The sequence below is a fragment of the Chryseobacterium gregarium DSM 19109 genome (assembly GCF_000430845.1).
GTDB lineage: Bacteria > Bacteroidota > Bacteroidia > Flavobacteriales > Weeksellaceae > Chryseobacterium > Chryseobacterium gregarium.
The window spans coordinates 85,731-108,301 of the sequence record NZ_AUMU01000009.1; the positions used below are offsets into that span (position 1 = coordinate 85,731).

Here is a 22,571-nt window from a genome sequence, read left to right on the forward strand (position 1 = left end):
TAAGATGAATACATTAACAATACTATCCTTATCATGGCAGCACATCCTGATTGTAGCCATATTACTTTTATTACTTTTCGGAGGTAAAAAAATTCCTGAACTGATGAGAGGTGTAGGTTCCGGAATTAAAGAATTCAAGGATGCCGTAAAAGAGGAAGACAAACCGGGTTCAGAGAATAAGACGACCAATAATAATCCTTCAGGTAACTAAAAATTCTACATACCCAATGAATTTTACAGAAACTGCATGGAAAGTTTTCAATCAATCCATTGATAACTACCATGTGTATGATGACGTTAATACTCTAATTAATAACCCTTTCGAAAAAGATACTTTGGAACGAATTTTGTATGCAAAGAACTGGATTGATACCGTTCAATGGCATTTGGAAGATATAATTAGAGATGAAAATATTGATCCGGCTGAAGCTCTTCAATTAAAGAGGGCAATAGATGCTTCTAATCAGAAAAGAACTGATCTGGTAGAATTTATAGACAGCTGGTTTCTGAATAAGTATAAAAATACAATTCCTAAACCTGAAGCAAAAATCAACACCGAGACTATCGCATGGGCGGTAGACAGATTGTCAATTCTTGCTCTTAAAGTTTATCATATGTCGTTAGAGGCCAATAGAGATTCGGCGTCAGAGGAACACAGAGCCAATTGCCAGGCAAAGCTAGATGTTCTTCTTGATCAGCATAAGGATCTTTCAACTTCTATTAATCAGTTGCTTTCTGATATTGAGAACGGTGATGTTAAGATAAAGGTGTACAAACAAATGAAAATGTACAATGATGAAAGTCTTAACCCAATCCTCTATCAAAAGGGGCAAAAATGAAACAACTATTTTTTTGTGGAATAATACTGATAATAACATCCTGTGCAACGGAAAAACCTAATTTTTCTCCGTTGTCATCCAGCTTTTACAGTGACACCAAAGGATCTGGTTCAAACAATGATACAAAGAACAGCGTTGAAATCAGCATAAAAGGTAATGTAAACGCATCCGAGATTTCTAATCTTATTGCTACTTTTCCGAATTTTAAAAATACGGTTTTGAACAATGAAATTGTAACGTTGAAGTATAGCCTGCAGAATTATTTATATGCCCTAGATGTAAGCAATCCAAGCGGAAAGAAAAAAGCGATAAGAGATTTTGAAAAATCTTACAAAAAAGTTCAGAAATTGAGACAGAGCCTTAACGGTGACGATGATGAAGTCCTCAACAGATATCTTGTCCGGTTAAAGACAAATATTTCTGCGATCGAAGATTATATTAAGGGAAATTAAATTAATAAGGGATATCAAATCAATGATTAAAATTCAGGCGGAATCTAATGTGCCTACAGAATACGGCACCTTCCGAATGATCGCTTTATCCGAAAACGAAAATGACTGGATGCCACATATGGCCATCGTCGCAGAAAATACAGATTTTTCAAAACCTGTCAACGTACGATTTCATTCAGAATGTATCACTGGAGAAGTTTTCCATTCAAAAAAATGTGAATGCGGACAGCAGCTTGATGCGGCTATGAAGTACATCCAGGAAAACGGAGGTATTATTGTGTATCTTCGTCAGGAAGGAAGGAACATCGGAATTATCAATAAATTAAAAGCATATTCTTTACAGGAGCAGGGGTTCGATACAGTGGAAGCCAATCTGAAACTGGGACTTCCCGCTGATGACAGAAATTTTGGAGTGGCTATTGAAATTTTAAACCTGCTTAATGTTGAGGATATCAATTTACTCACGAACAATCCTGAAAAAGTTAAATATGTACAGGAAAGCAATATCCATCTTAATTCAAGAATACCTTTACAAATTCCGGCAAATGATATCAGCAGAGGATATCTTCAGACAAAAAAAGACTATTTCGGTCATTTGATTGATGATAACGAATCATATATTTAACAATTAAAAATCTCCTGAACTATTTCAGGAGATTTTTTTGTAATTATAAAAAACTGAAAACATATATTTTCTTAATTTACTTTTACGTTTTTAACATTAGAATCATTAAGATTATAATATTTGATTACTGCATTGTAATCACTTGTATCTACTGTAGAAGTCCCTTTTGCTGCACTTGCCGGCACAAGAACAATTCTGAATCTTTGGCTGTTAAGATATTGAGTAGCTTCAGAAGAATTAAATGTTGCTAAATCAAAGTTTTCATCATCTATACGAATCTGTACATTTTTGCTGTCAAAAACAAAGTTATATTGAAATTCTCTATTATTTGAAAGATACATCATTTTAGGAATCTGTTGCCAAGAATCACCTAACCATCTATATACTAATACTACATCTGTACCCTGTATATCAATACCTTGTGTGAATGAATAACTATTTGCATTGTTGAAAGATCCTGTAACGTCAGCAACTTTTGAGTAGGTATCAAAATCTTCATCATCATCTTTACAGCTGAATATAAATAAGCTAACGAAAGCCAGCAGTAGCATTGGAAGAATTTTTTTCATTTTATAAAATTTTGTTTGTTTATTATACAAAGCCTATTCAAATCATATACCAAAAGTTTAAAAAACATGGCTTTCATCATTTTTTTTAATTGTATTTTTGTTCTTATTCAGAATTATGAAGAAACTGGTTTATACTCTGGTCTTTATTTCATTGTTTTTAAGTTTAAAAATCAATGCGCAATACCAGCCTGAGAACCTCTCCAAAGAAGATTTGAAGAAAGCACATCACTGGGTTGACAAAACGTATAGAAAACTTTCCCAGGATGAAAAACTGGGACAGCTGTTTATCATAGCCCTTTATACCAATAAAGGTGAAAATGAAATCAATGCCGTAAGGAATATTGTTGTCAATGATAAAATCGGAGGATTGATCCTGATGCAGGATGATGCAGCGAGAGAAATCAGCCTTGTCAATGAATTCCAGCAAAAATCGAAAATTCCACTGATGATCGGAATGGATGCGGAATGGGGCGTACATCAGAGAATTGCCACCGCCCATAAATTTCCCTGGGCGATGACACTTGGGGCCATTCAGGATAAAAGGTTAATTGAGCAGATGGCAGCTAAAATTGCTGAAGACTGTCACCGGATGGGAATCAACTGGGATTTTGCACCCGTAGTTGATGTCAATACCAATCCCAATAATCCGATTATTGGAAACCGAAGCTTTGGATCAGAGGTAAATAATGTGATTAATTCCGCTTTGTCATACTCAAACGGGCTTCAGAAGAATAATATTTTAGCGGCAATCAAACATTTTCCCGGACACGGGGATACCAGTACTGATTCTCATTTAGACCTGCCCGTAGTTTCCCATAATTCAGAAAGATTGGAAGCTGTAGAGCTTGCCCCCTTTAAAGCCCTGATGGATAAAGGCATCGGCGGCGTAATGGTTGCTCACCTTTATATTCCCGCTCTTGAATCAGGAAAGGGAATTCCGGCATCGGTTTCTAAAAATATCATCACCGGTCTGCTGAAGGAAAAATTAGGATATAAAGGTTTAATCATTACAGATGCTTTAAATATGGGCGCTGTAGCCAATAAATACAAACCAGGAGAGCTGGATGCCATGGCTTTCAAAGCCGGAAATGACATCATGCTGTTTTCTCAGGGTGTGGCAGAAGGAAAAAAATTGATTCAGAAGGCAATTGACAACGGAGAGATCCCACAGTCGAGAGTAGAGGAAAGTGTGAAAAAAATCCTCCTGACCAAATACTTTTTAGGATTAGATCAGTACTCACCCAAAAAGCCTGAACATATTAATGCTGACCTTAATAATGATTCCCATCAGGTTCTCGTTCAGAATTTATATTCCAATGCTCTGACCTTATTAAAGGATGACAAAAAACTGCTTCCTTTAAACGGTAAACAAGTCTATTATGTTCCTTTAGAAGAAGCTCCTTATCAGACTTTTGCCAGTCGGTCAGGATCAGACATCATCATTAAAAAAGCAGCTGAGATCAATACCATTCCTGCAAATTCTACTGTAATCGTCGGTTTCCATAAAGATAATTCAACAGCGTATAAACCTTATAAAATTTCGGAAACATCGAAAAAGGTTTTAGCTGAAATGGCCAGGAAACAGAATGTGATCCTTACTGTTTTCGGAAGTGCCTATGCACTGAAAGACATTGATCTGTCTAAAGTTTCCACCGTTCTTGTTGCTTATGAAAACAATGATGATTCCATGACGGCAACCGCAGATGCGCTCAACGGGAAAACCAAAATATGGGGCAGGCTTCCCGTACTGGTCAATGATCAGTTAAAAGCAGGAGCCGGAATAGACCTTAATCCTGCTGCTTCTACAGATACAATTACGAACCACCAGCACCATTAAAACAACCATACACTAATGAAAATAGGCATACTTTGCTATCCGACCTACGGAGGAAGCGGAATTGTAGCAACAGAACTGGGCATGTCCCTGGCTAATAAAGGCTATGAAGTCCATTTTATAAGCTCTGCCCTTCCCGCAAGACTCGATATCACCAATCCGAATATTTTCTTTCACCGGGTGAATGTTCAGACTTATCCGCTTTTCCAGTACCAGCCTTATGATATTGCACTGAGCTCAATGATCTACCGTGTCATAAACCTTTACAAACTAGATCTGCTTCACGCCCATTATGCAATTCCTTATGCCTATGCGGCATTTACGGCCAAGCAAATGCTGAAGGAAGATAACAATGATATTCCTTTGGTCACCACGCTTCACGGAACGGATATAACATTGGTCGGGCAGCACCCGAGTTATAAGCATGCGGTGGAATTTTCCATCAATCAGTCAGACGCCATCACCTCTGTTTCAGAAAGTTTAAAAAGAGATACGCTGCAGTTTTTCAAAATAAAAAAAGAGATCCAGGTTATCACCAATTTCATTGACAATTCGGAGTTTGAAGAGCGTAACGAATGCCAGAGAACCCAGTTTGCCAATGCTGATGAAAAAATACTGATCCATGTATCCAACCTGCGCCCGGTAAAACGGGTAGATGAAGTATTGCAGATCTTCAAAAATGTTCAGAAAAAGGTAAAATCAAAATTAATCATCATCGGTGAAGGGCCGGACATGGAGAAAGTGAATCAGTTTTTAGAGGAAAATCCGGAACTGATTTCTAAAATCCGCCTGCTTGGCAAGGTCAATGACCTGTATAAAATCCTTCAGCTTTCGGACGTGTTTTTATTGCCGTCTGAACAGGAAAGCTTCGGTCTTGCTGCTTTGGAGGCGATGGCTGCAAATACGCCGGTCATCAGTTCCAATGCAGGAGGAATTCCTGAAGTGAACATCCAGGGAGAAACCGGATTCCTTGCGGAAATCGGTAATGTGGAAGCCATGAGCAATTATACCATCAAGCTTTTAAGTAATGAGGAGCTTTTAATACAGATGAAGAAAAATGCTAAAGAGCAGGCTATTAAATTTGATCTGAAAAATGTACTTCCGGTGTATGAGGAAATGTACAGGATAACCATTGAAAATTTCAAAAAAGAGATGACCATTATCTGACATAACAACAACTTATTTTTATCATATAAGCATCCTTACGGATGCTTTTTCCGTATTACCTATTCTATTGATTTAAAACATTTTTTCATTCCTGCAGTTTTCGATTCCCATTTGTTAAACCGCTTATTTTTTCAAATAAAAATAATTCTTAAATTAGTGGTAACACAAAAACACAACCTGATGACCGAAAAATTATTACAGTATCTCTGGAATTTCAAGATATTCAAGAGTTTCGATTTCACAGATGTTGGAGGCAATTCTGTTGAAATCCTAGAATTCGGAAAATGGAACACCAATGCTGGCCCGGACTTTTTAGATGCAAAAGTAAAAATCAGCAATATTCTGTTAGCCGGACATATTGAACTTCATGTAAAATCTTCCGACTGGATTTTCCACAATCATTCCCGGGATCCCAATTATCAGAACATTATCCTGCATGTGGTCTTTCATCATGATGTAGAAATTGATGAGTTGAATGATAAAAATATTCCGACACTGGAGCTGAAAGATCATATTGATGAAAATATTCTCAGAAAATATGAAAAGCTTGCCGGCGGAAACCAGTTCATTCCCTGTGAGCCTATTTTTAATCCATCCAAAATTCCGTTTGCCTTTCACGAAGAAAATATCCTGAAAAAGCTGGAAGAAAAATCTCTGGAGTTTGAAAGAAGCCTACGGCAGTTTAAAAATAATTTTGAAGCCGTTTTATTTCACAGCCTCGCCTACTCTTTCGGACTTAAAGTAAATACATTTATTTTCAAGCAGATTGCTGAAAGCATAGATTTCACAGTTATTAACAAGATCAGGCAGAACCGGACGCAGCTCGAAGCTTTGCTGTTCGGTATTTCCGGATGGCTTGAGCATCCTGAAGATGATCAGATGGTTATATGGAAACGGGAGTTTGAGTTTATTAAAGCGAAATTCAATATTTCTGACATACCGTTCCGTCCTAAATTTTTAAGATTAAGGCCTCCTAATTTCCCTACCATCCGCATGTCTCAGTTAGCCGGATTGTATTACCGTCATCAGAACCTGTTTTCCAAAATCATTCATATCAAAGATGCAGATGAACTTTCTGAACTTTTTAAAGAGGTAAAAGCTTCAGAATACTGGGACAATCATTTTAATTTCGGAAAACTTTCAAAGGTTAAACAGCCTAAAACCCTGACAAAAGAATTTACAGATTTAGTGATCCTGAATACCGTTCTGCCTCTGAAATACACCTATCACAAATACCAGCGTGAAGAAACCGCAGATGAAATTATAGATTTTTATCAGAAACTTTCTGCTGAGAAAAATTCGGTAACGGATAAATGGAAAAGATTAGGGGTAAATATCGAGACTGCCCTGGAAAGCCAGAGCCTCATTTTTCATTATAAACATTCATGTGAAGAAAAAAATTGCTTAAATTGCAGCATCGGTTTTAAACTTTTAAAAGATTCTTAAGATGCTTGATAACATGCGCCATAAAATGGAAAGGGAATGGTTCGGCGTTCTTACGAGAACAGGTGCCAAGCTGGGGATTCCCGTCTCTAAACTAAGGGTATTCTTCATCTACTCCACTTTTGCGACCGCCGGTTTTTTCTTTCTTATCTACCTCGGACTGGCATTTACCCTTTGGGTAAAGGATATTTTTATCACCAGAAGACCTAATGTTTTTGATTTATAAATCATGGAATTTTTACAGATTGCGTCACCTGAAGACTATAGATTTCAGGAAATTTATAATTCTTACTGCTCTTCTTTTCCGGAGGATGAGAGAAGAGACCAGGACAAGCTGGCTGCTCTATTCTTAAATCCGAAAGTAAAAGTGCTTTCTGTTTCCCATGAATCGAAAAATATCGGGTACCTTATCCTTTGGGAACTGAGTACCTATAGTTTTGTAGAGCATTTTGAAGTTTTTAAAGAATACAGGAACCGGCAATTAGGTTCTCAGATTACCCAATACTTATTTGAAAATTATCCGCGGATTATTCTGGAAATAGAACCTGAACATTTAGATGAAAATGCCAAACGACGGTATACTTTTTACCGGAAAAACGGCTTCTGCCTGATTGATGAAATGTACATACAACCAAGCTACGGAAAAGGCAAAAAGCCTTTAAGTTTATGGCTGCTGGCAAATTATACTCCTGAAAATTTACAGGAAGTTAAGGATGAAATTTATGATGTGGTATATCATTAAAATATAGATCCGGAGCAATGTAGGCTCCGGATTTTTGTTTTTACAGATTATTCAGATACTATAGACTGTAATCTTAAAAAGTTTTGAAAATGAAATCAATCCACTTCATATTCCAGTTTAATGGTAATGCTCGCTTCTTTTTCTTTAGAAGAAGTATTGAATGTTCCACCGTATGAATAATCTTCGTTTGAATTCGGGGCTGTAATCTGAATAACGCCCATCGTCGCTTTTTTAAGATTGCCCAGGTTGCTTCCCGAATTTTCTGCAATTTTTTCCGCCCGTTCTTTGGCATCTTTTGTTGCTGAAGCAATCATTTCCTGTTTTACGGTAGCCAGTTTCGTATAAAAATAACTGGGAGAAGAAGAGGTAAATTCAATACCCCGGTTGATAATTTCCGTAATATTTCTGGAAAGATTTTCAATTTTCGCCACCTCTTTGCTTTCGATCGAGACTTTCTGTGTGAGGTTATAGCCTGAGAATTCACCCTGCACAGAATTTCCATTGACGTCGTTATAGTTTCTAAACTGTTTCTGGATATCGACTGAAGAAAAAACAATTTCGTTCTGTCTGATTCCTTTGGATATAAGATAATCATTAATTATTTTTCTGTCTAAGGCCAATTCGTCATAAGCAGCCTTCAGATCAGTATTATTTTTGGAAAAGCTTCCCGACCAGGTAATTAGGTCGGAAGTGAATTGTTTAATGCCCAAGCCTGTTACGGCAATGGTGTTTTCAGATTTATTCCTGTTTTTAATGGCATTTCCCAGAAAAGCAAGTCCTACAATAAATCCGAGAGCTGCTATGGCAACCGCAATGATATTTTTATTCATATGAATTAATTTGACCTTTATATATTAGTTTTCAATACTTTACTTGATCAAATTCCATTCCATGTTTGGGGTCTTCAAAAGGACATTACAGCTTAGTTGCCTGCAGTCTTGTCTTAAACACAGGAATCATTTTTTCCATTCTCAATAGAGCTCCTGCTAAATTTTTCGCCCGTACAAAGGTCCGGGTCTGCGGTTTTATAAGAAAGGAGAACTCTATGAATTCTGAAATCCGTTCTTTGGGAATTCCTTCTTTGGTAAAATACTCATCTTCTACCCTATTTCTGATCCAGGAAATATCTTCCTGAAGATCATCATATCTGTACTGCCGCTTTTGCCTCCTGGCTTTTCCGCTGATGAGATCATACATACCCTGGACATTCAGCTGTCCCAGAATAATCGGAATTAAAACATCTTTTACTTCGGCAGGTTTCTCCCGCATTTTGCCTGAAGGCTGAGGAAGTCCTACTGCATCCTGAATAACCCTGCCCTTATCCGCTTTTTCTACGGATCTGGCATCTTTTGTAAGATCTTCCGTAATATTAGGGACCTTAACCTCTTCAATATCATGGGCTATTCTTGTCAGTTTAATATTCAAATCCTTATCTATGCCATAACTTGCCTGTATGGAAGCCCTTTCGTAACCCGCTCTTATGAACCTGAGCTCATCTTCAGCAGAGGCATCAATAGAAAAAGTACCATCAGTATTGGTATAGGTCTTTTGATCAGAAGATATATTCATCACGGTAACCGAGGTAAGTCCATTTCCATCTTCATCGGTAATCTTTCCCCTGACAGTTTGTGATAAAACGATACAGCATACCATAAAAACAAGGACAACTGAAAATCTTAATTTCATCATTGATTATTATGTATAAATGATTTACTTCAATGACCTCTGGGTCTGCGGAGCTCTGTATGATGAAATCCTGTTCAGGACAGCCCTCTGGAATCTCACCAAATCCGCCTCGCTGCAAAATCCGTATTTTAAAATCTTTTTTCTCTCGAAACCTCCTGCAAAAACATAATAGATAAAATGCTGAATCAAAGCCTTGTCAATTTTCAGATCAGTAAAATATTTCTCCCCCAAAGCATAGCTGAGATAACTGCTGAGATCCACATCATCCCATTTGTCTTTAATGTTCCCCACAGAGAACCCCTGCCCTTTCGGCTGAATAAATTCCCCGGGTCTTGCCGCTAAAATTCTGGGATCAGATTTTTGAGACATATAAAGCCCGAGATCACTCTTCAGTTTCTCTACTTTTTTAGGAGGATTCAGATTTTTGGAATCAATTTTTATATCCCCGGTAACTTCTTTTTTGATTTCAACTTCAGCAATCAGAGTGGCCGCTCTTACCAGTGTTACGTTGACAGGTGAACTGATATTTTGGGCGGTGACTTTCTGTTGGGTACGTTCATAGCCGTTTTTCACGAAACGCAGTTCATCGCCTGCTCTTCCTGAGATCATGAAATGCCCGTCACGGTTGGTGGCAACCCTTTCATCGGTCCTGATGTTGATCACCGTTACGTCAGGAAGTTCACTTTGTTCTTCGGAAGTAATTTTTCCGAAAATATAATCCTGGGCATTGATATGGATAAAAAGAACACTAAATAAGAAAAAGAGTAATTTAAGTTTCACAGGCTATTTTTTTTATCTGACAAAACTAAAGTTATTTTTCGCTTATCCCATAAGTTTAACCACAGTTAACGCGTTTTAGGATTTCTTTTGGAGTTCTGCTTTCAAAACTGTTAAATAGCTGTTGTAAATTGTTAAAATTTCACTCAAAAAATAGCTAACTTGCATTATCAATTCCATTTAAAATGCAAAATTCTTATACCGTTATCAATGCTTCGGCAGGTTCGGGAAAAACATATGCCCTTGTTCAGCGCCTTCTGATGATCTGTCTGCGCTATCCCAATCAGCAGCATTCGATCAGGAATATTCTGGCACTTACTTTCACCAACAAGGCGGCAAATGAAATGAAGGAAAGAATCCTGTCTTGGCTGGGCAATTTTTCCGCTGATAATTTTGCAGAAAACGGAGATCTGAAGAACATTCAGAAATCCTTTGAAGAACAGGGTCTGAAGATCACGATTGATGAACTGCACCATCGGGCAAAAAAAATGCTGGATTATGTGCTTCACAATTACTCTACGTTAAACATCGGAACTATTGACCGTTTTAATTCCAGGCTGGTAAGGAGCTTTTCGCACGAGCTGGGCTTAGCCAAAAATTTCAATCTTGAAATTGAAGCGGAACCGTTTCTGATTGAAGCCGTTGACAAAATGCTGGACCAGATCGGGGAAAATGAATCGATTTCCAATTCTTTCATGGATTATGTGGATTACAGTTTAGAGAATAATGAGAGGGTCAATCTGAATAAAAATCTTTATGATTCGGCAAAAGAGTTTGTCAAAGACATTCATTATGAACACCTTAAAAACAATAAGGATTTTGACAGTGCCAATTATGAAAATATAAAAAATACCCTGCGGAAAGAAATTGTAGCGAATAAAAAAATGGCCGTTGAACTCGCTTTAAAATCTGTAGAATTATTTACATCCAGAAACATCGGAATCGAAGATTTTGCGCAGGGGAAAAACGGGATAGGAGGATTTTTCATTAAAGTCCTTGATTTTTACGGTCAGAAAAGGCCCGGCTTCCCTTTTCCGACGACCGCTGAAGAATCGGTAGTCAATAATTACCGGAAAGGAGCCGCTTCCAAATCAAGAAATAAGGAATCCGAAATTTTTGAAATTCTGGAACAGCTGCTGGAAAACAGAATGCAGCTGATTCTTTTATATATTGAAACCCAGAAAAAAGAGAAAATTCTATCGGCACTTCTGCCTTTGAAAGTAAATAAAGACATCCAGGACGAGCTTAAAAAGATCGAAGATGAAAACGATCTGGTTTTACTTTCAAAATTCAATATCCTGATCAACGAAAATTTACGGAATGAGCCTTCTGCATTTATCTATGAAAAGGTAGGCTCACAGTTCCAGCATTATTTTTTCGATGAATTTCAGGATACTTCCGAACTGCAGTGGCAGAATTTCGTTCCGTTGAGGGATCACTCCGTTTCTATAGATAATACGTCTTTTACACTCGTAGGGGACCCGAAACAAAGCATCTACCGGTTCCGCGGCGGTGAAAGTAAATTAATGCTCGACATCATCAACAAAAAGGAAATTTCACCTAAAGAAGCCGAATTACTGGTTTTAAAGGACAACTGGCGAAGTGCAAAAAATATTGTGACCTTCAACAATGAGCTGTACAAATTTCATTCGGAGATTTTAGAGGAAGAGCACAAAGACATTTTCGGAACGGATGCCGAACAAAACCCGAAATCTTCAATGGAAGGCCGGGTAAAGGTAAATCTGATCGAGAATTTAACCAATGAAAATTTTTACACCGATACTTCCGAAAGAATGCGGAAAGACATCCAAGAAGCGCTGGATAACGGCTTTAAATTTTCTGATATAACGATTCTCTGCCGGGGAAATTTTGATATTTTCAGCTATTCCCAAAAGCTGGGAAATCTTAAGGTACGTTATAAAGGTGAAGAAACCAATATCAAAACCATTTCAGACAAAGGCCTTACCCTGGAATTGTCCAATACGTTGAAAGCGGTGATCGAGTTTCTAAAATGGGAAACCAATCCGAAAAACAAGCCCAGCCTGATCATGATGATGTATTACCTGAAGAAGCTGGAAAGAATCCGCATGGCAGATTTCACATGGGAAATGAAAGAAATCCTGGATATGGAATCCCATGAAAAAATAATGGAATTTATTCAGCACAAATATTCTTTGCAGCTGAAGCAGGATAATTTTCCCAGGTTTAACTTATATAATTTCGTAGAATATTACATTAATGAATTTTCGGTGGAACATAAAGAAACGGATTTCCTTCTGAACTTTCTGGAAATGCTTTTCAACTTTACCCAGAACGCAGGTGCGAGTACAAAAGAGTTTCTGAAATACTGGGACGAAGAAGCATCCGCCTATACCATTCAGGCTTCGGAAAATATTGATGCAGTACAAATCATGACGATCCACAAAGCAAAAGGGCTGGAATTCCCTGTTGTTTTCATCCCGATGATGAATAAAAACCGTGATACGGAATTTACGAATTGGTTTGAAACAACGCAGGACACGGCATTGAAATCCGTGAATATCAACCAATTCAGTAAAAACCTGGAAGTATATGACAAGGAAATCGAACAGTTCAACAGACAGAATTCCTATAAAAACTTTGTCGACAGGCTGTGCCTCCAGTATGTGGCCACCACACGGCCGGTGGAACAGCTGTTTTTTTATATTCAGAAGGCCAATAAAACCTCCAATAATTTAGAGCTTTTAGAATTCCTGCAATCGAAAAACACGGAAAACCCGGATGAGTTCGATTTGTATGAAACCCATCCTGACATGCTGAAGAAGTATACCAAGGACAAAACCTCATCCTTTAAAACCCGGGATATCCGGATCCTGAAGAACATCAATGAAAAAAATACAGCGATCAGGATTGCCACCCCTTCAAAAAATTATCAGGTAAAGAATGAAAAGGTGAGAATCGGACTTTTTGTACATGAATTACTTTCCCAGATCAACACGGCAGCAGATATTCAGAAAGTATTGGACTGCTATATCCTCGAAGGGCATATCAGCATTGAGGAGAGCAAAGAGATCAACCGCGACCTGCATCAGATCCTTGAAACCTATGCTGAATTCTTTGACGGAAAATGGGAGATCATCAATGAAAGGGATATTATGATTTCAGAAAACGGTGAAAGCAGGGTGTACCGCCCCGACCGGATTTTAAAAAGTTCCGAAGGTTACATCATCGTCGATTTTAAAACCGGAGAAGAAAACCGGAAAGATGAACGGCAGATTGAAAACTATAAAAATATTCTTGAAAAATTAGGAAGAAAGGTTCTGAAGACCCAACTTATTTACCTGTAATAATACTTGGCCTAGGATCAGACCTTTAGTCTGTTACCAATTTCATTGATCAGCCTGTATTGGATTGTTGTTCTTGGAACTTAAACTGACATAAGTTTTCTTTAAAAAAAGTCTACGGAATATCATAGATATTCCGTAGACTTTTAAGAGTAAATATAATTTATATATCGAAATATGTTAAGCTGTCGCATCCGGAACAAAAGTCCGCTGTGCCAGTTCCTGGTCAAAAAGATATAGTGCCGAAGGGTTATCACTTACCATTTTGATTTTCGTCACCAGTTGCGATGCGCTGGCCTCTTCTTCTACCTGCTCATTGATAAACCACTGTAAAAAAGAGGTTGTGGCAAAATCACCTTCATCATTGGCATTCTTTACGATATTAAAAATGCTTTTCGTTACTTTTTTTTCGTGTTCCAATGCTTTTTCAAAAATATCAATGGCACCGATAAATTCATGCGGCGGCTTAGGGATTTCCCCGATAATGATCTCGCCTCCCACATCATTCAGATAATCAAACATTTTATCAGCATGCATCAGTTCCTCTTTGCTCTGAACCCTGAAATAATTGGCAATCCCGTCAAGATCCTTGGCTGAAAACCAGGCAGACATTGAAAGATAATATTGTGCGGCATATTGTTCGTGAGCTATTTGTTCGTTAATTAACCTTGCAATTTTCTCGCTAACCATAAGAAATAAATTTTACAGCCAAAATTAGGGAATAAAACCCTAAATCAAAACTTTTAATAAAATTTAATCAAAAAGGACGGAATGAATCCCGTCCCTTAACACATTAAAAACACTAAACTATGAACTGCTTAATTGGTCTGCGGAGCTACCGTTTTCATAGGCTTATGCATCTTTTCTCCTTTCATTCCCCTGTCTTTCATCGCCATTTTTCTTTCTTCCATTTTAGCTTTTCGGTCTGCCTGCCATTTATCATACTGCTGTGGAGTCAGGATCTTTTTCATATCCGCATTCATCTGTTCTCTTTTCGCTTTCATTTGCTCCATTCTGGCCTGTCTCTGGTCTTTATTTTTATCAAAGTCAGTTTTCATTTCATTTTTTCTTTTTTCATGAAGCGCTTTGATCTGAGCTACCTGCGACTGATTTAAACCAAGGTCCTTCTGCATTTTATCCAAATGTTCCTGTTCTCTTTCCTGAAATTTCTGATGCATCTCCGCTCTTCTTCCTTCTTTATCCTGTGGAGGGGTTTGCTGAGCCATTACTAAACTTCCCATGCCAACTAAGGCAACTGCCAATACTAACTTTTTCATATTTCTAAATTTTAAATTTATTGTTGTCTATCTTTTTGATTATAAGTTAAAATGAAAGTTAAACCGTAAAATTCATAAAAATTGTTAAATTTTAATATTAAATACACAATAATAAAAAAAGTTTAAAAATAAAAGAAGAGCAAATCCTAAAATCTGCCCTTCACACCACTTAAATATAATATATGAAAATTAATTCTTTGCAAATCCGGTCCTGAAACCACGGTTTCCGCTTCTCTCTCCGCCTCCGTTATTCTGTTGTCTCGGAGCTGAATTCTCACTTCTTTTAAAACCGCCTTCACTTCTGAAACCGCCTCCGTTATTTTCTCTTCTTGGCGCTTCTTCCCTTTTCACTTCACTGTTCCCACGGAAGCCCCCGTTATTTCTGAAGCCTCCGCTTCCACTGTTTTCAGCTCTTTCTGTACGGAATCCTCCGTTAGTTCTTACACCGCCATTATCATTGCTCCTAAAGCCTCCGCTGCTTCTTATGCCGTTATTTTCTTTTCTGAAACCTGAATTATTATTATTCCTGTTTTCAGCCTGATTCCGGAATCCGCCACCATTGCTGCCGTCTCTTACCGAGCCTCTGAAACCGTTATCTGGTCTCTGACTTCTCACGATATTAATCGTAGGATTATCCATTCTGCGGAAATGAGACCGGTCAACCCGGTAAATATTAATGTTCACATTTCTGTAGCGCGGCATCGGCCTGCATATGGCTGCATAATGCGATCTTCTGTAATTCTGGAAATATACTACCGGACTGTATCCTCTGTAGTAATTATTCTGGAAAATTACAAAAACCCTAGGCCCCATAATTCTCTCCAATGCATAAAACCGGTCATAGTACCATCTGTCAGGGTTGTATCTGTAGAAATTATTCCATGTAGAAAAACCTGAATACAGATTATTTAGCCTTAAGATCTGATCAATCTGCCACGGTGCAAGCCTGTTCTGATTGAAGAATACATTCCAGTTGATGCCTGAAATACTGTTCCTGTAGTCATTATAGTTATTCTGATAATAATTATTCGGATAATAATCCTGGGGATAGTTGTAATAATAATCATCAGGGAAATAATTCTGATCATCCTGATCACTATAATATCCTCCCTCATTCTGAGAATATCCTCCGTCGTCCCATCCGTTGTCCGGATACTGTTGAGCAAAAGCAAAAGTTGCAATACCCAAAGCAAAACTGATTAATATTTTTTTCATTGTATAGCCGTTAATTGGTTAATATAAAGTAGAATATCTTAATTCTACCTTTTTGATATAAATAAAAAAAAGAAGTTAAATCATATGATAAAACTTCTTTATATTTAATATTAACGGATTGATAATCAAATGTTAAATTTATGATCTTCCGCTGTCTTTTACCCAATCCGAGATCTTCTGATTGAAATCTGAACGCCCTTTGAGATCTTCCAGCTGAAGGTGCATCCTGTATCTCCAATAATGCGGAAAGACAGCAGGATTATTAATCCTTTCATTATTCATTTCAATATTGGTAAGTTCTTTATCAGTTGCCAGGAACTCCTGAATCGGGAAAATAGCCAGCATGGCATCATTGTACAGGTGCTGCTTCATAATAATTTCAGCCAGATGCGCATCCAGCTCTTCCGGGGCTTTTCCGTACTGCACCAGCTGCTGATTAAAATACTGCTGGGTTAAAGCCGGATTCTCCTGCCACCATTGTCTCAATGTCGAACTGTCATGCGAAGAAGCAGTAACCACATTCAGGTAGCCTGCATTCTGGGGATTGTAAAAAGGAAGGTGATCCGAAGGCATACGCTGAACCTTCAGCGCCACAATTGCCAGCTCATCCATCACCACAGGAACGCAGTGAGGCACCATTCCAAGATCTTCACCACAAATCAGCATTTTGGTGGAATTAAGGATGACCGGAAGCTTTTCCATCGCTTTTTCATACCAGAGCTGATCTTGTCTTACAAAGAAATAATCCTGGTAAAGGTCATAAAGCGATTTCTTTTCCCAATCAGATAAATAATGATAAGATTCGGTATGATAGAGGTTGAATCTCGGGTGATAGACGACCTGCCCGTTTCTTTCTTCGATTAAAAACAATACGTTGGCGCATAAAGCAATCAGCTGTTCTTCAATCAGGCCATGAGGATTTTTCCTGAAGAAATCAGACAGTTTGCGCTGCGTATCGAATTCTTCTTTAAAAGAATACGTTCCGTCCTGATCCATACTTATAAATGAAAGGACATCCTCTTTATTTTCACCGAAGTAATTCTCCAGAATATGATCATTAATAAACGGTTTGCAGTAACGGTCAAAATTAAACGGAATATGCCGGGCACTGAATTCTTCGAGGGTTACCGGTACGGCAGGATAAAAATAGCCTAAAATTCCCTGAGTAGCGGAAACCGGCATCCTCCAAATTCTGAAAAAACCAAGGATATGGTCAATACGCATCGCGTCAAAATACTGCTCCAGCGCCTTGAATCTGTTTTTCCACCACTGGTAATCATCGGCTTTCATGGCTTCCCAGTTATAAGTCGGGAATTCCCAGTTCTGACCGAGTTCCGTAAACTGGTCAGGCGGTGCTCCGGCCTGAAAATCCATCCCGAACAATTCAGGTTCCGTCCATGCTTCTACAGAATACCTGTAAATTCCGATCGGCAGGTCACCTTTTAAGGAAACGCCTAAACTATGGATATAGTCTACGGCATCTTTAAGCTGCTTATGAAGCTGGTACTGTACCCAGGCATGAAGCATGGAAGTTTCATATTCTTTGCTTTTTGCGGTAAAAAAAGGAGCAATTTTACCTGCGATATATTTTTTATGGGTTTTCCATTCGTTGAAATTCGGGGTTTTATATTTATCTCTTAAAACGCAAAATGCGGAATACGGGACCAGCCAGCTTTCATTATCCTTGATAAACTTTTTAAAGTTTCTGTCTTTATAGATGGTATCCCTGTTGGTATTAAAAACGGTTTTCAAATATTTCCATTTCCCCGAAATCATTTTTTCATAATCAATTAATTCCAAAGCATTAAGATTCGCTTTTTCGGTTTCATATTGCTGACCGGTGTCTTCAGGCAGTTCAAAATCAAGTTTTTCAAGGGAAATATACTGCGGATGCAGCGCATATACAGAAACTGCGGCGTAAGGATAAGAATCCGTCCATGTATAATTGGCTGTAGTATCATTGATCGGCAGAATCTGGATAATGCCAAGGCTGGTTTCTTTTGTCCAGTCGGCAAGCTTTTTCAGATCAGAAAACTCTCCGACTCCGAAGCCATCCTGTGTTCTTAATGAAAATACGGGAACGGCAACTCCCGCGTCATGGTACATCTGATGGAGCTTGAATTTAAAATAATGATCCGAAACAATCTGAAGCACCTCTTTCGACTGATTTGGTGAGGCAAAACGGTTATCACCTGTTTCAATATCGATCAACTGCTGCTTTTCTGTATCATACAGTCCGTACTTATATTGAATTGATTCATTTTCAGTGATTTCAACTGAAATTTCCCATATCCCGAAACCGGTCTGAACCAAATGGAGGGCATTTTCATAATCCCAGTTCCCTAATGAAGCCGTACTTCCGGCGAGTACAACTTTCCAGTTCGGATTATATACCGGAGCTTCAATTCTGAACAAATGGGTATGCTTTTTCAGAACCGATCTTTTTTCAGGCTTAAAGGTATTCAGCTTATTATAAAGAATCTTATTGTTTAAATAATTTTCAGGAAAATTTTTATTATTCCACTGATCAAAAATCACAAATTCTTTATAATGATGGGGAAAATTGAGATGGTGTTGAACAAACTCTTCTCTAAGGATATTTCTCCCTTCCCCTACTAATTGGTAACGGTAAGAAACCGATTTTGAAAAATAATCAATCTCACATTTCCATAAACCGTTTTCTGTATAAAACATAGGATGAGTCTTTGATACAGCACCTTCTTCAGTGATCACCAACTGCAATTTTTCTCCTACTTGTGTACTGTACCCTACATTAAAGTATAGCTTCATGTATATTTTTTTTATAAAAATACATTTTAATATCGAAAAATGAAACTTAATGAATGTCAAATATTCATTAAAAAAAACCTTCTCAGATGCTGAAAAGGTTTTTTATTTTAAGTGCAGTTAAGGGTTATTTCGTGACCACAATTTTCTTGTTCAGCAATGTTTTCCTGGATTCATCGGTAATATTTACCAGATAGGCTCCGGTTACCAGATTCCTGAGATCAACCTCCTGATTTAAAGAGCCTCCTTTTACAGATAAGTCCTGCTTCACTACATTTTTACCGGAAAGATCGAAAACAGTCAGCCTGATATTTCCTTTTACTGATTTATCATTGACGTTCACATTGATTAAATGTTCATCCACTCTTGTCGGATAAATATCCAGATTGGCAAAAACAGTATTGGAAACAGCTTTATCATTCGCGAAATACTTACTGGCCAGATCATAAATATGAAGATTCTGCTCGCCGGCCATCGGGTTTGCCTGTAAGGTATTCAGGTCGACTTCATATAACGGAGCGCCTTTTGCGCTGGCAATTACTACTTTTCCTTTTGAGTTTACGGCAGAACCATTGACCGAATAATTTTCAGGGATTCCGGAAATCTTACCCATAAACTTAGCCTTAAGTTCTTTCGTAAAAATCTTGAAAACATTCCCTGAAGTGGAAAAAACATAGAAATTGTTATCCGCATCGGCAATCATATCGCCGCCGAAACCAGTTTCGATCATGGTAAAAGAATTTTTTCCGTTGGAAGCATCATCTTTTATAATACCTAAGTCATTCACCATATAACGGCCTCCCTTTCTAATGATCTGCAAAAACTGGGTTCCGGCATTGTTGATTGCATAGATATTCCCGTCATAGCCAGTTGCCATTCTCGTCATATGGGAATTGATGTCACATGATGTTACTCTCACCACATTGTTTTCCACCAACGTAATTTCTTTGGTTTTTGCATTTAGGACATAAATATTAGGAGAAAACATCGGCATGTAAACCAGATTATTGTTTACCTGATCGTAAGCCAATGTTGCCATATTCACCGCCTGAGCATTATTATACGTATTCTTATCTTCAACTACCGTTGCGCTTCTGTTCTGCGAGAATACCTTTGCTGAAGCATCAGCGGTAAAAACCTTATCTCCGGACACGCCGGTGGTTCCGTCAAGAGCGCGGAAATCACTGAAAATAATGCTTGGCGTATCTTTCCCGGTGAGGGCAAAAAAATCCTGTTGTGCATAGACATTGGCAGCGGACAGCATTAAAAATAGAGGAAGTAAATGTTTTTTCATAGTATGTATATTTGGTTCGTAATTATTTTACTATGACTAAGTTACACAATTTTCAAATTGATTGAAAAAAAATTGTGAGATTTAAACAGGAATATTATTAGCTTTTCCAGGCCTAACGTCAGAACGAAAAAAAAATTTTAAAATTGAATGTTGAAATGATAAATTCTTCACTACACTTAAGTGACAGGGATAAGGATAAAAAACTCTCACAAATAATTGTGAGAGTTTGTATAAATATTTAAAAAAATTTAATTCAGGACATACGATGTTCCGTCCCTGCCGTCTTTAAGCTCAATACCTTCAGCAAGCAGTTTGTCACGGATCTGGTCTGAAAGCTCGAAGTTTTTAGATTTTCTAGCCTGGTTTCTTAATTCAATTAACACTTTCAAAGTCTGGTCCAGCTTTTCATTGTTATTTTCTTCAATGGTCTGTAAGCCTAACACATCAAAAATAAAAGCGTTTAAAGTAAATCGTAAGTTCTCTAAATCTTTCGCTGAAATGGTTTCTTTTCCATCCTTCAAAGCAAAAATGTATTTCACGGCTTCAAATAAGTGGGCTATCAGCACCGGAGAATTGAAATCATCCGTTAATGCATCATAGGCTTTATTTTTCCACTCTTCCAGACTGAAACCGGATTGTTTTTCATCATCCGGGTTGACTGAGTTTAAAACTTTCACGGCTTCCATTAACCTTATGAACCCTTTTTCGCTGGCAATCATTGCATCATTGGAAATATCCAGAACGCTTCTGTAGTGTGCCTGTAAAAAACAGAACCGTACAATAGACGGATGGAAAGGCTTTTCGAAGAAATCATTCTCCCCTGTTACCAATTGCATCGGCAGGATATAATTTCCGGTCGATTTACTCATGCGCTGGGAATTCATCGTCAGCATATTGGCATGCATCCAGTAATTTACCGGAGCAGCATCATTGCAGGCTTTTCCTTGGGCAATTTCACATTCATGGTGCGGGAATTTCAGGTCCATTCCGCCTCCGTGAATATCAAAAGTTTCGCCTAAATATTTCGTGCTCATCGCCGTACATTCAAGGTGCCATCCCGGGAAACCTTCTCCCCATGGCGAATTCCATCTCATGATGTGTGCCGGAGATGCTTTCTTCCAAAGTGCAAAATCCTGCGGGTTTTTCTTTTCGCCCTGTCCGTCCAGGTCGCGGGTGTTGGCAAAAAGCTCTTCAATATTCCTTTTGGAAAGCTCACCGTAATTCAGGCCTCTCCTGTTGTATTCCAATACATCAAAATAAACGGAACCGTTGCTTTCGTAAGCGAATCCTTTTTCAATCAGTTTTTGCGTTAATTCAATCTGCTCAACGATGTGCCCGGTTGCTGTCGGTTCAATATTCGGCGGCAACAGATTAAACATTTCCAGGACTTTATGGAAATCCACCGTATATTTCTGTACGATTTCCATGGGTTCCAGCTTTTCAAGGCGGGTTTGCTTAACGAAACGGTCGTTATTTACATCCCCGTCATCGGTAAGGTGGCCGGCATCGGTGATATTCCGGACGTATCTTACTTTATAACCCAAATGCGCTAAGCTCCTGTAAATAAAATCGAAAGAAAGGAAAGTCCGCACATTTCCCAAATGCACATTGCTGTACACGGTAGGCCCGCAGACATACATTCCGACATTTCCTTCAAGAATGGGTTTGAATATTTCTTTTTCTCCCGCAAGCGAGTTGTATATTTTTAGTTGCATTGTTTATTTTGATTTAATGATTTTAAAATTTAGTTTAAAGTTTTCCTATTAAAAGACCGACATCCTTTAACAACAGCATTCATAGCAACAACAAATAATTGTGGTTATAAAAATTTTGTCTGAAACTTTTTTAAATTTTATCATTCGCCGTAATTTAATAGTCCAATTTCGCATGGCTTCCCACATAATGAAGGAATTCCTGTCTTGTGATCGGATTGGTTCTGAAAATCCCGCTCAATTCTGCCGTGATCGTAGAACTTGCCGTATCTTTTATTCCCCTGCAATTTACGCAAAGATGTTTTGCATCGATAATACAGGCTACATCTTTTGTTCCCAATGCTTCTTTTAAGGCATCGACAATCTGCATGGTGAGCCTTTCCTGAACCTGTGGCCTTTTGGCATAATAATCCACCAGCCTGTTGATCTTTGAAAGACCGATGACCTGACCGTTTGAAATATACGCTACATGTGCCCTTCCGATAATCGGTAAAAAATGGTGTTCACAGAATGAATATACGGTAATATCTTTTTCCACCAGCATCTGGCGGTATTTATATTTATTTGAGAAGGTAGAAATCCCGGGTTTGTTATCCGGCAGAAGCCCGCCGAAGATTTCATTCACATACATTTTGGCTACCCGCTTCGGGGAATCTTTCAGAGAATCATCGGTCATATCAAGGCCTAACGTTTGCATAATTTCCCCGAAAAGCTCTGTGATTTTCTCTATTTTTTCCTGTGGCGATTTATCAAAAGCATCTTTCCTAATAGGCGTATGTTCTTTTCCCGTGAAAATATCATCATCGTTATCCGTAAAATCAACCATTTT

21 protein-coding genes are annotated in these 22,571 nt (G+C 38.2%); 10 read left to right on the forward strand and 11 right to left on the reverse strand.

What is annotated here, in order from left to right:
* The first annotated feature begins 4 nt into the window (after positions 1–4).
* Genes H561_RS0111365 through ribA form a run of 4 tightly spaced genes read left to right on the forward strand, consistent with a single transcriptional unit; the run spans position 5 to position 1,916 of the window.
* On the forward strand, positions 5–211 hold the full coding sequence (locus H561_RS0111365; protein WP_027387123.1) for a twin-arginine translocase TatA/TatE family subunit: 207 nt from the start codon (positions 5–7) through the stop codon (positions 209–211).
* Between the two features lie 16 nt (positions 212–227).
* A complete protein-coding gene (locus H561_RS0111370) occupies positions 228–839 on the forward strand; it encodes a DUF4254 domain-containing protein (protein ID WP_027387124.1) in 612 nt (203 codons plus the stop codon).
* Complete coding sequence (locus tag H561_RS0111375; RefSeq protein ID WP_027387125.1) at positions 836–1,291, forward strand: hypothetical protein; 456 nt, start codon at positions 836–838, stop codon at positions 1,289–1,291. The genes H561_RS0111370 and H561_RS0111375 overlap by 4 nt, the downstream gene beginning before the upstream one ends.
* A 22-nt stretch (positions 1,292–1,313) precedes the next feature.
* Positions 1,314–1,916 (forward strand): GTP cyclohydrolase II, encoded by a 603-nt coding sequence (gene ribA, locus H561_RS22385; RefSeq protein WP_051349361.1) that lies wholly within the window; start codon positions 1,314–1,316, stop codon positions 1,914–1,916.
* Between the two features lie 71 nt (positions 1,917–1,987).
* On the opposite strand, the gene H561_RS0111385 is transcribed toward ribA, so the two are convergent.
* On the reverse strand, positions 1,988–2,485 hold the full coding sequence (locus H561_RS0111385; RefSeq protein WP_027387126.1) for a hypothetical protein: 498 nt from the start codon (positions 2,483–2,485) through the stop codon (positions 1,988–1,990).
* Between the two features lie 115 nt (positions 2,486–2,600).
* Between H561_RS0111385 and H561_RS22390 the strand changes: the two genes are divergently transcribed.
* The 5 genes from H561_RS22390 (at position 2,601) to H561_RS0111410 (ending at position 7,671) form a co-directional block, all read left to right on the forward strand.
* On the forward strand, positions 2,601–4,322 hold the full coding sequence (locus H561_RS22390; protein ID WP_034762037.1) for a glycoside hydrolase family 3 protein: 1,722 nt from the start codon (positions 2,601–2,603) through the stop codon (positions 4,320–4,322).
* Between the two features lie 15 nt (positions 4,323–4,337).
* Complete coding sequence (bshA, locus tag H561_RS0111395; RefSeq protein WP_027387127.1) at positions 4,338–5,486, forward strand: N-acetyl-alpha-D-glucosaminyl L-malate synthase BshA; 1,149 nt, start codon at positions 4,338–4,340, stop codon at positions 5,484–5,486.
* Positions 5,487–5,666: 180 nt separating this feature from the next.
* A complete protein-coding gene (locus tag H561_RS0111400) occupies positions 5,667–6,932 on the forward strand; it encodes a DUF2851 family protein (RefSeq protein WP_027387128.1) in 1,266 nt (421 codons plus the stop codon).
* A gap of 1 nt (position 6,933) precedes the next feature.
* On the forward strand, positions 6,934–7,155 hold the full coding sequence (locus H561_RS0111405; protein ID WP_027387129.1) for a PspC family transcriptional regulator: 222 nt from the start codon (positions 6,934–6,936) through the stop codon (positions 7,153–7,155).
* Between the two features lie 3 nt (positions 7,156–7,158).
* A complete protein-coding gene (locus H561_RS0111410; RefSeq protein ID WP_027387130.1) occupies positions 7,159–7,671 on the forward strand; it encodes a GNAT family N-acetyltransferase in 513 nt (170 codons plus the stop codon).
* Between the two features lie 95 nt (positions 7,672–7,766).
* Here H561_RS0111410 and H561_RS0111415 read toward each other — a convergent pair whose 3' ends face one another.
* From H561_RS0111415 to H561_RS0111425, 3 genes are all read right to left on the reverse strand, one after another.
* A complete protein-coding gene (locus H561_RS0111415) occupies positions 7,767–8,501 on the reverse strand; it encodes an SIMPL domain-containing protein (RefSeq protein WP_027387131.1) in 735 nt (244 codons plus the stop codon).
* Positions 8,502–8,586: 85 nt separating this feature from the next.
* The gene (locus H561_RS0111420) at positions 8,587–9,360 is read right to left on the reverse strand and encodes a carboxypeptidase-like regulatory domain-containing protein (RefSeq protein ID WP_228372260.1); all 774 of its coding nucleotides are present in this window, start codon (positions 9,358–9,360) and stop codon (positions 8,587–8,589) included.
* Between the two features lie 21 nt (positions 9,361–9,381).
* Positions 9,382–10,137, reverse strand: a complete 756-nt coding sequence (locus H561_RS0111425; RefSeq protein WP_027387133.1) for a carboxypeptidase-like regulatory domain-containing protein — start codon at positions 10,135–10,137, stop codon at positions 9,382–9,384.
* Between the two features lie 182 nt (positions 10,138–10,319).
* On the opposite strand from H561_RS0111425, the gene H561_RS0111430 reads away from it, so the two are divergent.
* Positions 10,320–13,460 carry a UvrD-helicase domain-containing protein gene (locus tag H561_RS0111430; protein ID WP_027387134.1) on the forward strand — a complete coding sequence of 1,047 codons (3,141 nt, stop codon included), beginning with the start codon at positions 10,320–10,322 and terminating at the stop codon, positions 13,458–13,460.
* A 177-nt stretch (positions 13,461–13,637) separates the two neighbouring features.
* Here the strand turns inward: H561_RS0111430 and H561_RS0111435 are convergent, their stop codons facing one another.
* The 7 genes from H561_RS0111435 to folE form a co-directional block, all read right to left on the reverse strand.
* Positions 13,638–14,147: a ferritin gene (locus tag H561_RS0111435; RefSeq protein WP_027387135.1), complete on the reverse strand. Its 510-nt coding sequence runs from the start codon at positions 14,145–14,147 to the stop codon at positions 13,638–13,640.
* Between the two features lie 128 nt (positions 14,148–14,275).
* Positions 14,276–14,734 carry a hypothetical protein gene (locus tag H561_RS0111440; RefSeq protein ID WP_027387136.1) on the reverse strand — a complete coding sequence of 153 codons (459 nt, stop codon included), beginning with the start codon at positions 14,732–14,734 and terminating at the stop codon, positions 14,276–14,278.
* A 189-nt stretch (positions 14,735–14,923) separates the two neighbouring features.
* Positions 14,924–15,949 (reverse strand): hypothetical protein, encoded by a 1,026-nt coding sequence (locus H561_RS0111445; protein WP_027387137.1) that lies wholly within the window; start codon positions 15,947–15,949, stop codon positions 14,924–14,926.
* Positions 15,950–16,087: 138 nt separating this feature from the next.
* Positions 16,088–18,739: a 4-alpha-glucanotransferase gene (locus tag H561_RS0111450; protein ID WP_027387138.1), complete on the reverse strand. Its 2,652-nt coding sequence runs from the start codon at positions 18,737–18,739 to the stop codon at positions 16,088–16,090.
* 124 nt (positions 18,740–18,863) lie between these two features.
* Positions 18,864–20,030, reverse strand: coding sequence for a T9SS type A sorting domain-containing protein (locus H561_RS0111455; RefSeq protein ID WP_027387139.1), 1,167 nt, complete (start codon positions 20,028–20,030; stop codon positions 18,864–18,866).
* Between the two features lie 248 nt (positions 20,031–20,278).
* Positions 20,279–21,745 (reverse strand): cysteine--tRNA ligase, encoded by a 1,467-nt coding sequence (gene cysS / locus H561_RS0111460; protein WP_027387140.1) that lies wholly within the window; start codon positions 21,743–21,745, stop codon positions 20,279–20,281.
* Positions 21,746–21,899: 154 nt separating this feature from the next.
* Complete coding sequence (gene folE, locus H561_RS0111465) at positions 21,900–22,568, reverse strand: GTP cyclohydrolase I FolE (RefSeq protein WP_027387141.1); 669 nt, start codon at positions 22,566–22,568, stop codon at positions 21,900–21,902.
* Positions 22,569–22,571: the final 3 nt, after the last annotated feature.

What these genes read in the sequence shown, in the direction of transcription:
- folE (WP_027387141.1), bottom strand. Translation starts at nt 22,568, where the DNA reads ATGGTTGATTTTACGGATAACGATGATGATATTTTCACGGGAAAAGAA.
- H561_RS22390 (WP_034762037.1), top strand. Translation starts at nt 2,601, where the DNA reads ATGAAGAAACTGGTTTATACTCTGGTCTTTATTTCATTGTTTTTAAGT.
- H561_RS0111445 (WP_027387137.1), bottom strand. Translation starts at nt 15,949, where the DNA reads ATGAAAAAAATATTAATCAGTTTTGCTTTGGGTATTGCAACTTTTGCT.
- H561_RS0111400 (WP_027387128.1), top strand. Translation starts at nt 5,667, where the DNA reads ATGACCGAAAAATTATTACAGTATCTCTGGAATTTCAAGATATTCAAG.
- cysS (WP_027387140.1), bottom strand. Translation starts at nt 21,745, where the DNA reads ATGCAACTAAAAATATACAACTCGCTTGCGGGAGAAAAAGAAATATTC.
- H561_RS0111420 (WP_228372260.1), bottom strand. Translation starts at nt 9,360, where the DNA reads ATGATGAAATTAAGATTTTCAGTTGTCCTTGTTTTTATGGTATGCTGT.
- H561_RS0111385 (WP_027387126.1), bottom strand. Translation starts at nt 2,485, where the DNA reads ATGAAAAAAATTCTTCCAATGCTACTGCTGGCTTTCGTTAGCTTATTT.
- H561_RS0111430 (WP_027387134.1), top strand. Translation starts at nt 10,320, where the DNA reads ATGCAAAATTCTTATACCGTTATCAATGCTTCGGCAGGTTCGGGAAAA.
- bshA (WP_027387127.1), top strand. Translation starts at nt 4,338, where the DNA reads ATGAAAATAGGCATACTTTGCTATCCGACCTACGGAGGAAGCGGAATT.
- H561_RS0111435 (WP_027387135.1), bottom strand. Translation starts at nt 14,147, where the DNA reads ATGGTTAGCGAGAAAATTGCAAGGTTAATTAACGAACAAATAGCTCAC.
- H561_RS0111450 (WP_027387138.1), bottom strand. Translation starts at nt 18,739, where the DNA reads ATGAAGCTATACTTTAATGTAGGGTACAGTACACAAGTAGGAGAAAAA.
- H561_RS0111440 (WP_027387136.1), bottom strand. Translation starts at nt 14,734, where the DNA reads ATGAAAAAGTTAGTATTGGCAGTTGCCTTAGTTGGCATGGGAAGTTTA.
- H561_RS0111415 (WP_027387131.1), bottom strand. Translation starts at nt 8,501, where the DNA reads ATGAATAAAAATATCATTGCGGTTGCCATAGCAGCTCTCGGATTTATT.
- H561_RS0111370 (WP_027387124.1), top strand. Translation starts at nt 228, where the DNA reads ATGAATTTTACAGAAACTGCATGGAAAGTTTTCAATCAATCCATTGAT.
- H561_RS0111455 (WP_027387139.1), bottom strand. Translation starts at nt 20,030, where the DNA reads ATGAAAAAACATTTACTTCCTCTATTTTTAATGCTGTCCGCTGCCAAT.
- H561_RS0111405 (WP_027387129.1), top strand. Translation starts at nt 6,934, where the DNA reads ATGCTTGATAACATGCGCCATAAAATGGAAAGGGAATGGTTCGGCGTT.
- H561_RS0111410 (WP_027387130.1), top strand. Translation starts at nt 7,159, where the DNA reads ATGGAATTTTTACAGATTGCGTCACCTGAAGACTATAGATTTCAGGAA.
- ribA (WP_051349361.1), top strand. Translation starts at nt 1,314, where the DNA reads ATGATTAAAATTCAGGCGGAATCTAATGTGCCTACAGAATACGGCACC.
- H561_RS0111365 (WP_027387123.1), top strand. Translation starts at nt 5, where the DNA reads ATGAATACATTAACAATACTATCCTTATCATGGCAGCACATCCTGATT.
- H561_RS0111375 (WP_027387125.1), top strand. Translation starts at nt 836, where the DNA reads ATGAAACAACTATTTTTTTGTGGAATAATACTGATAATAACATCCTGT.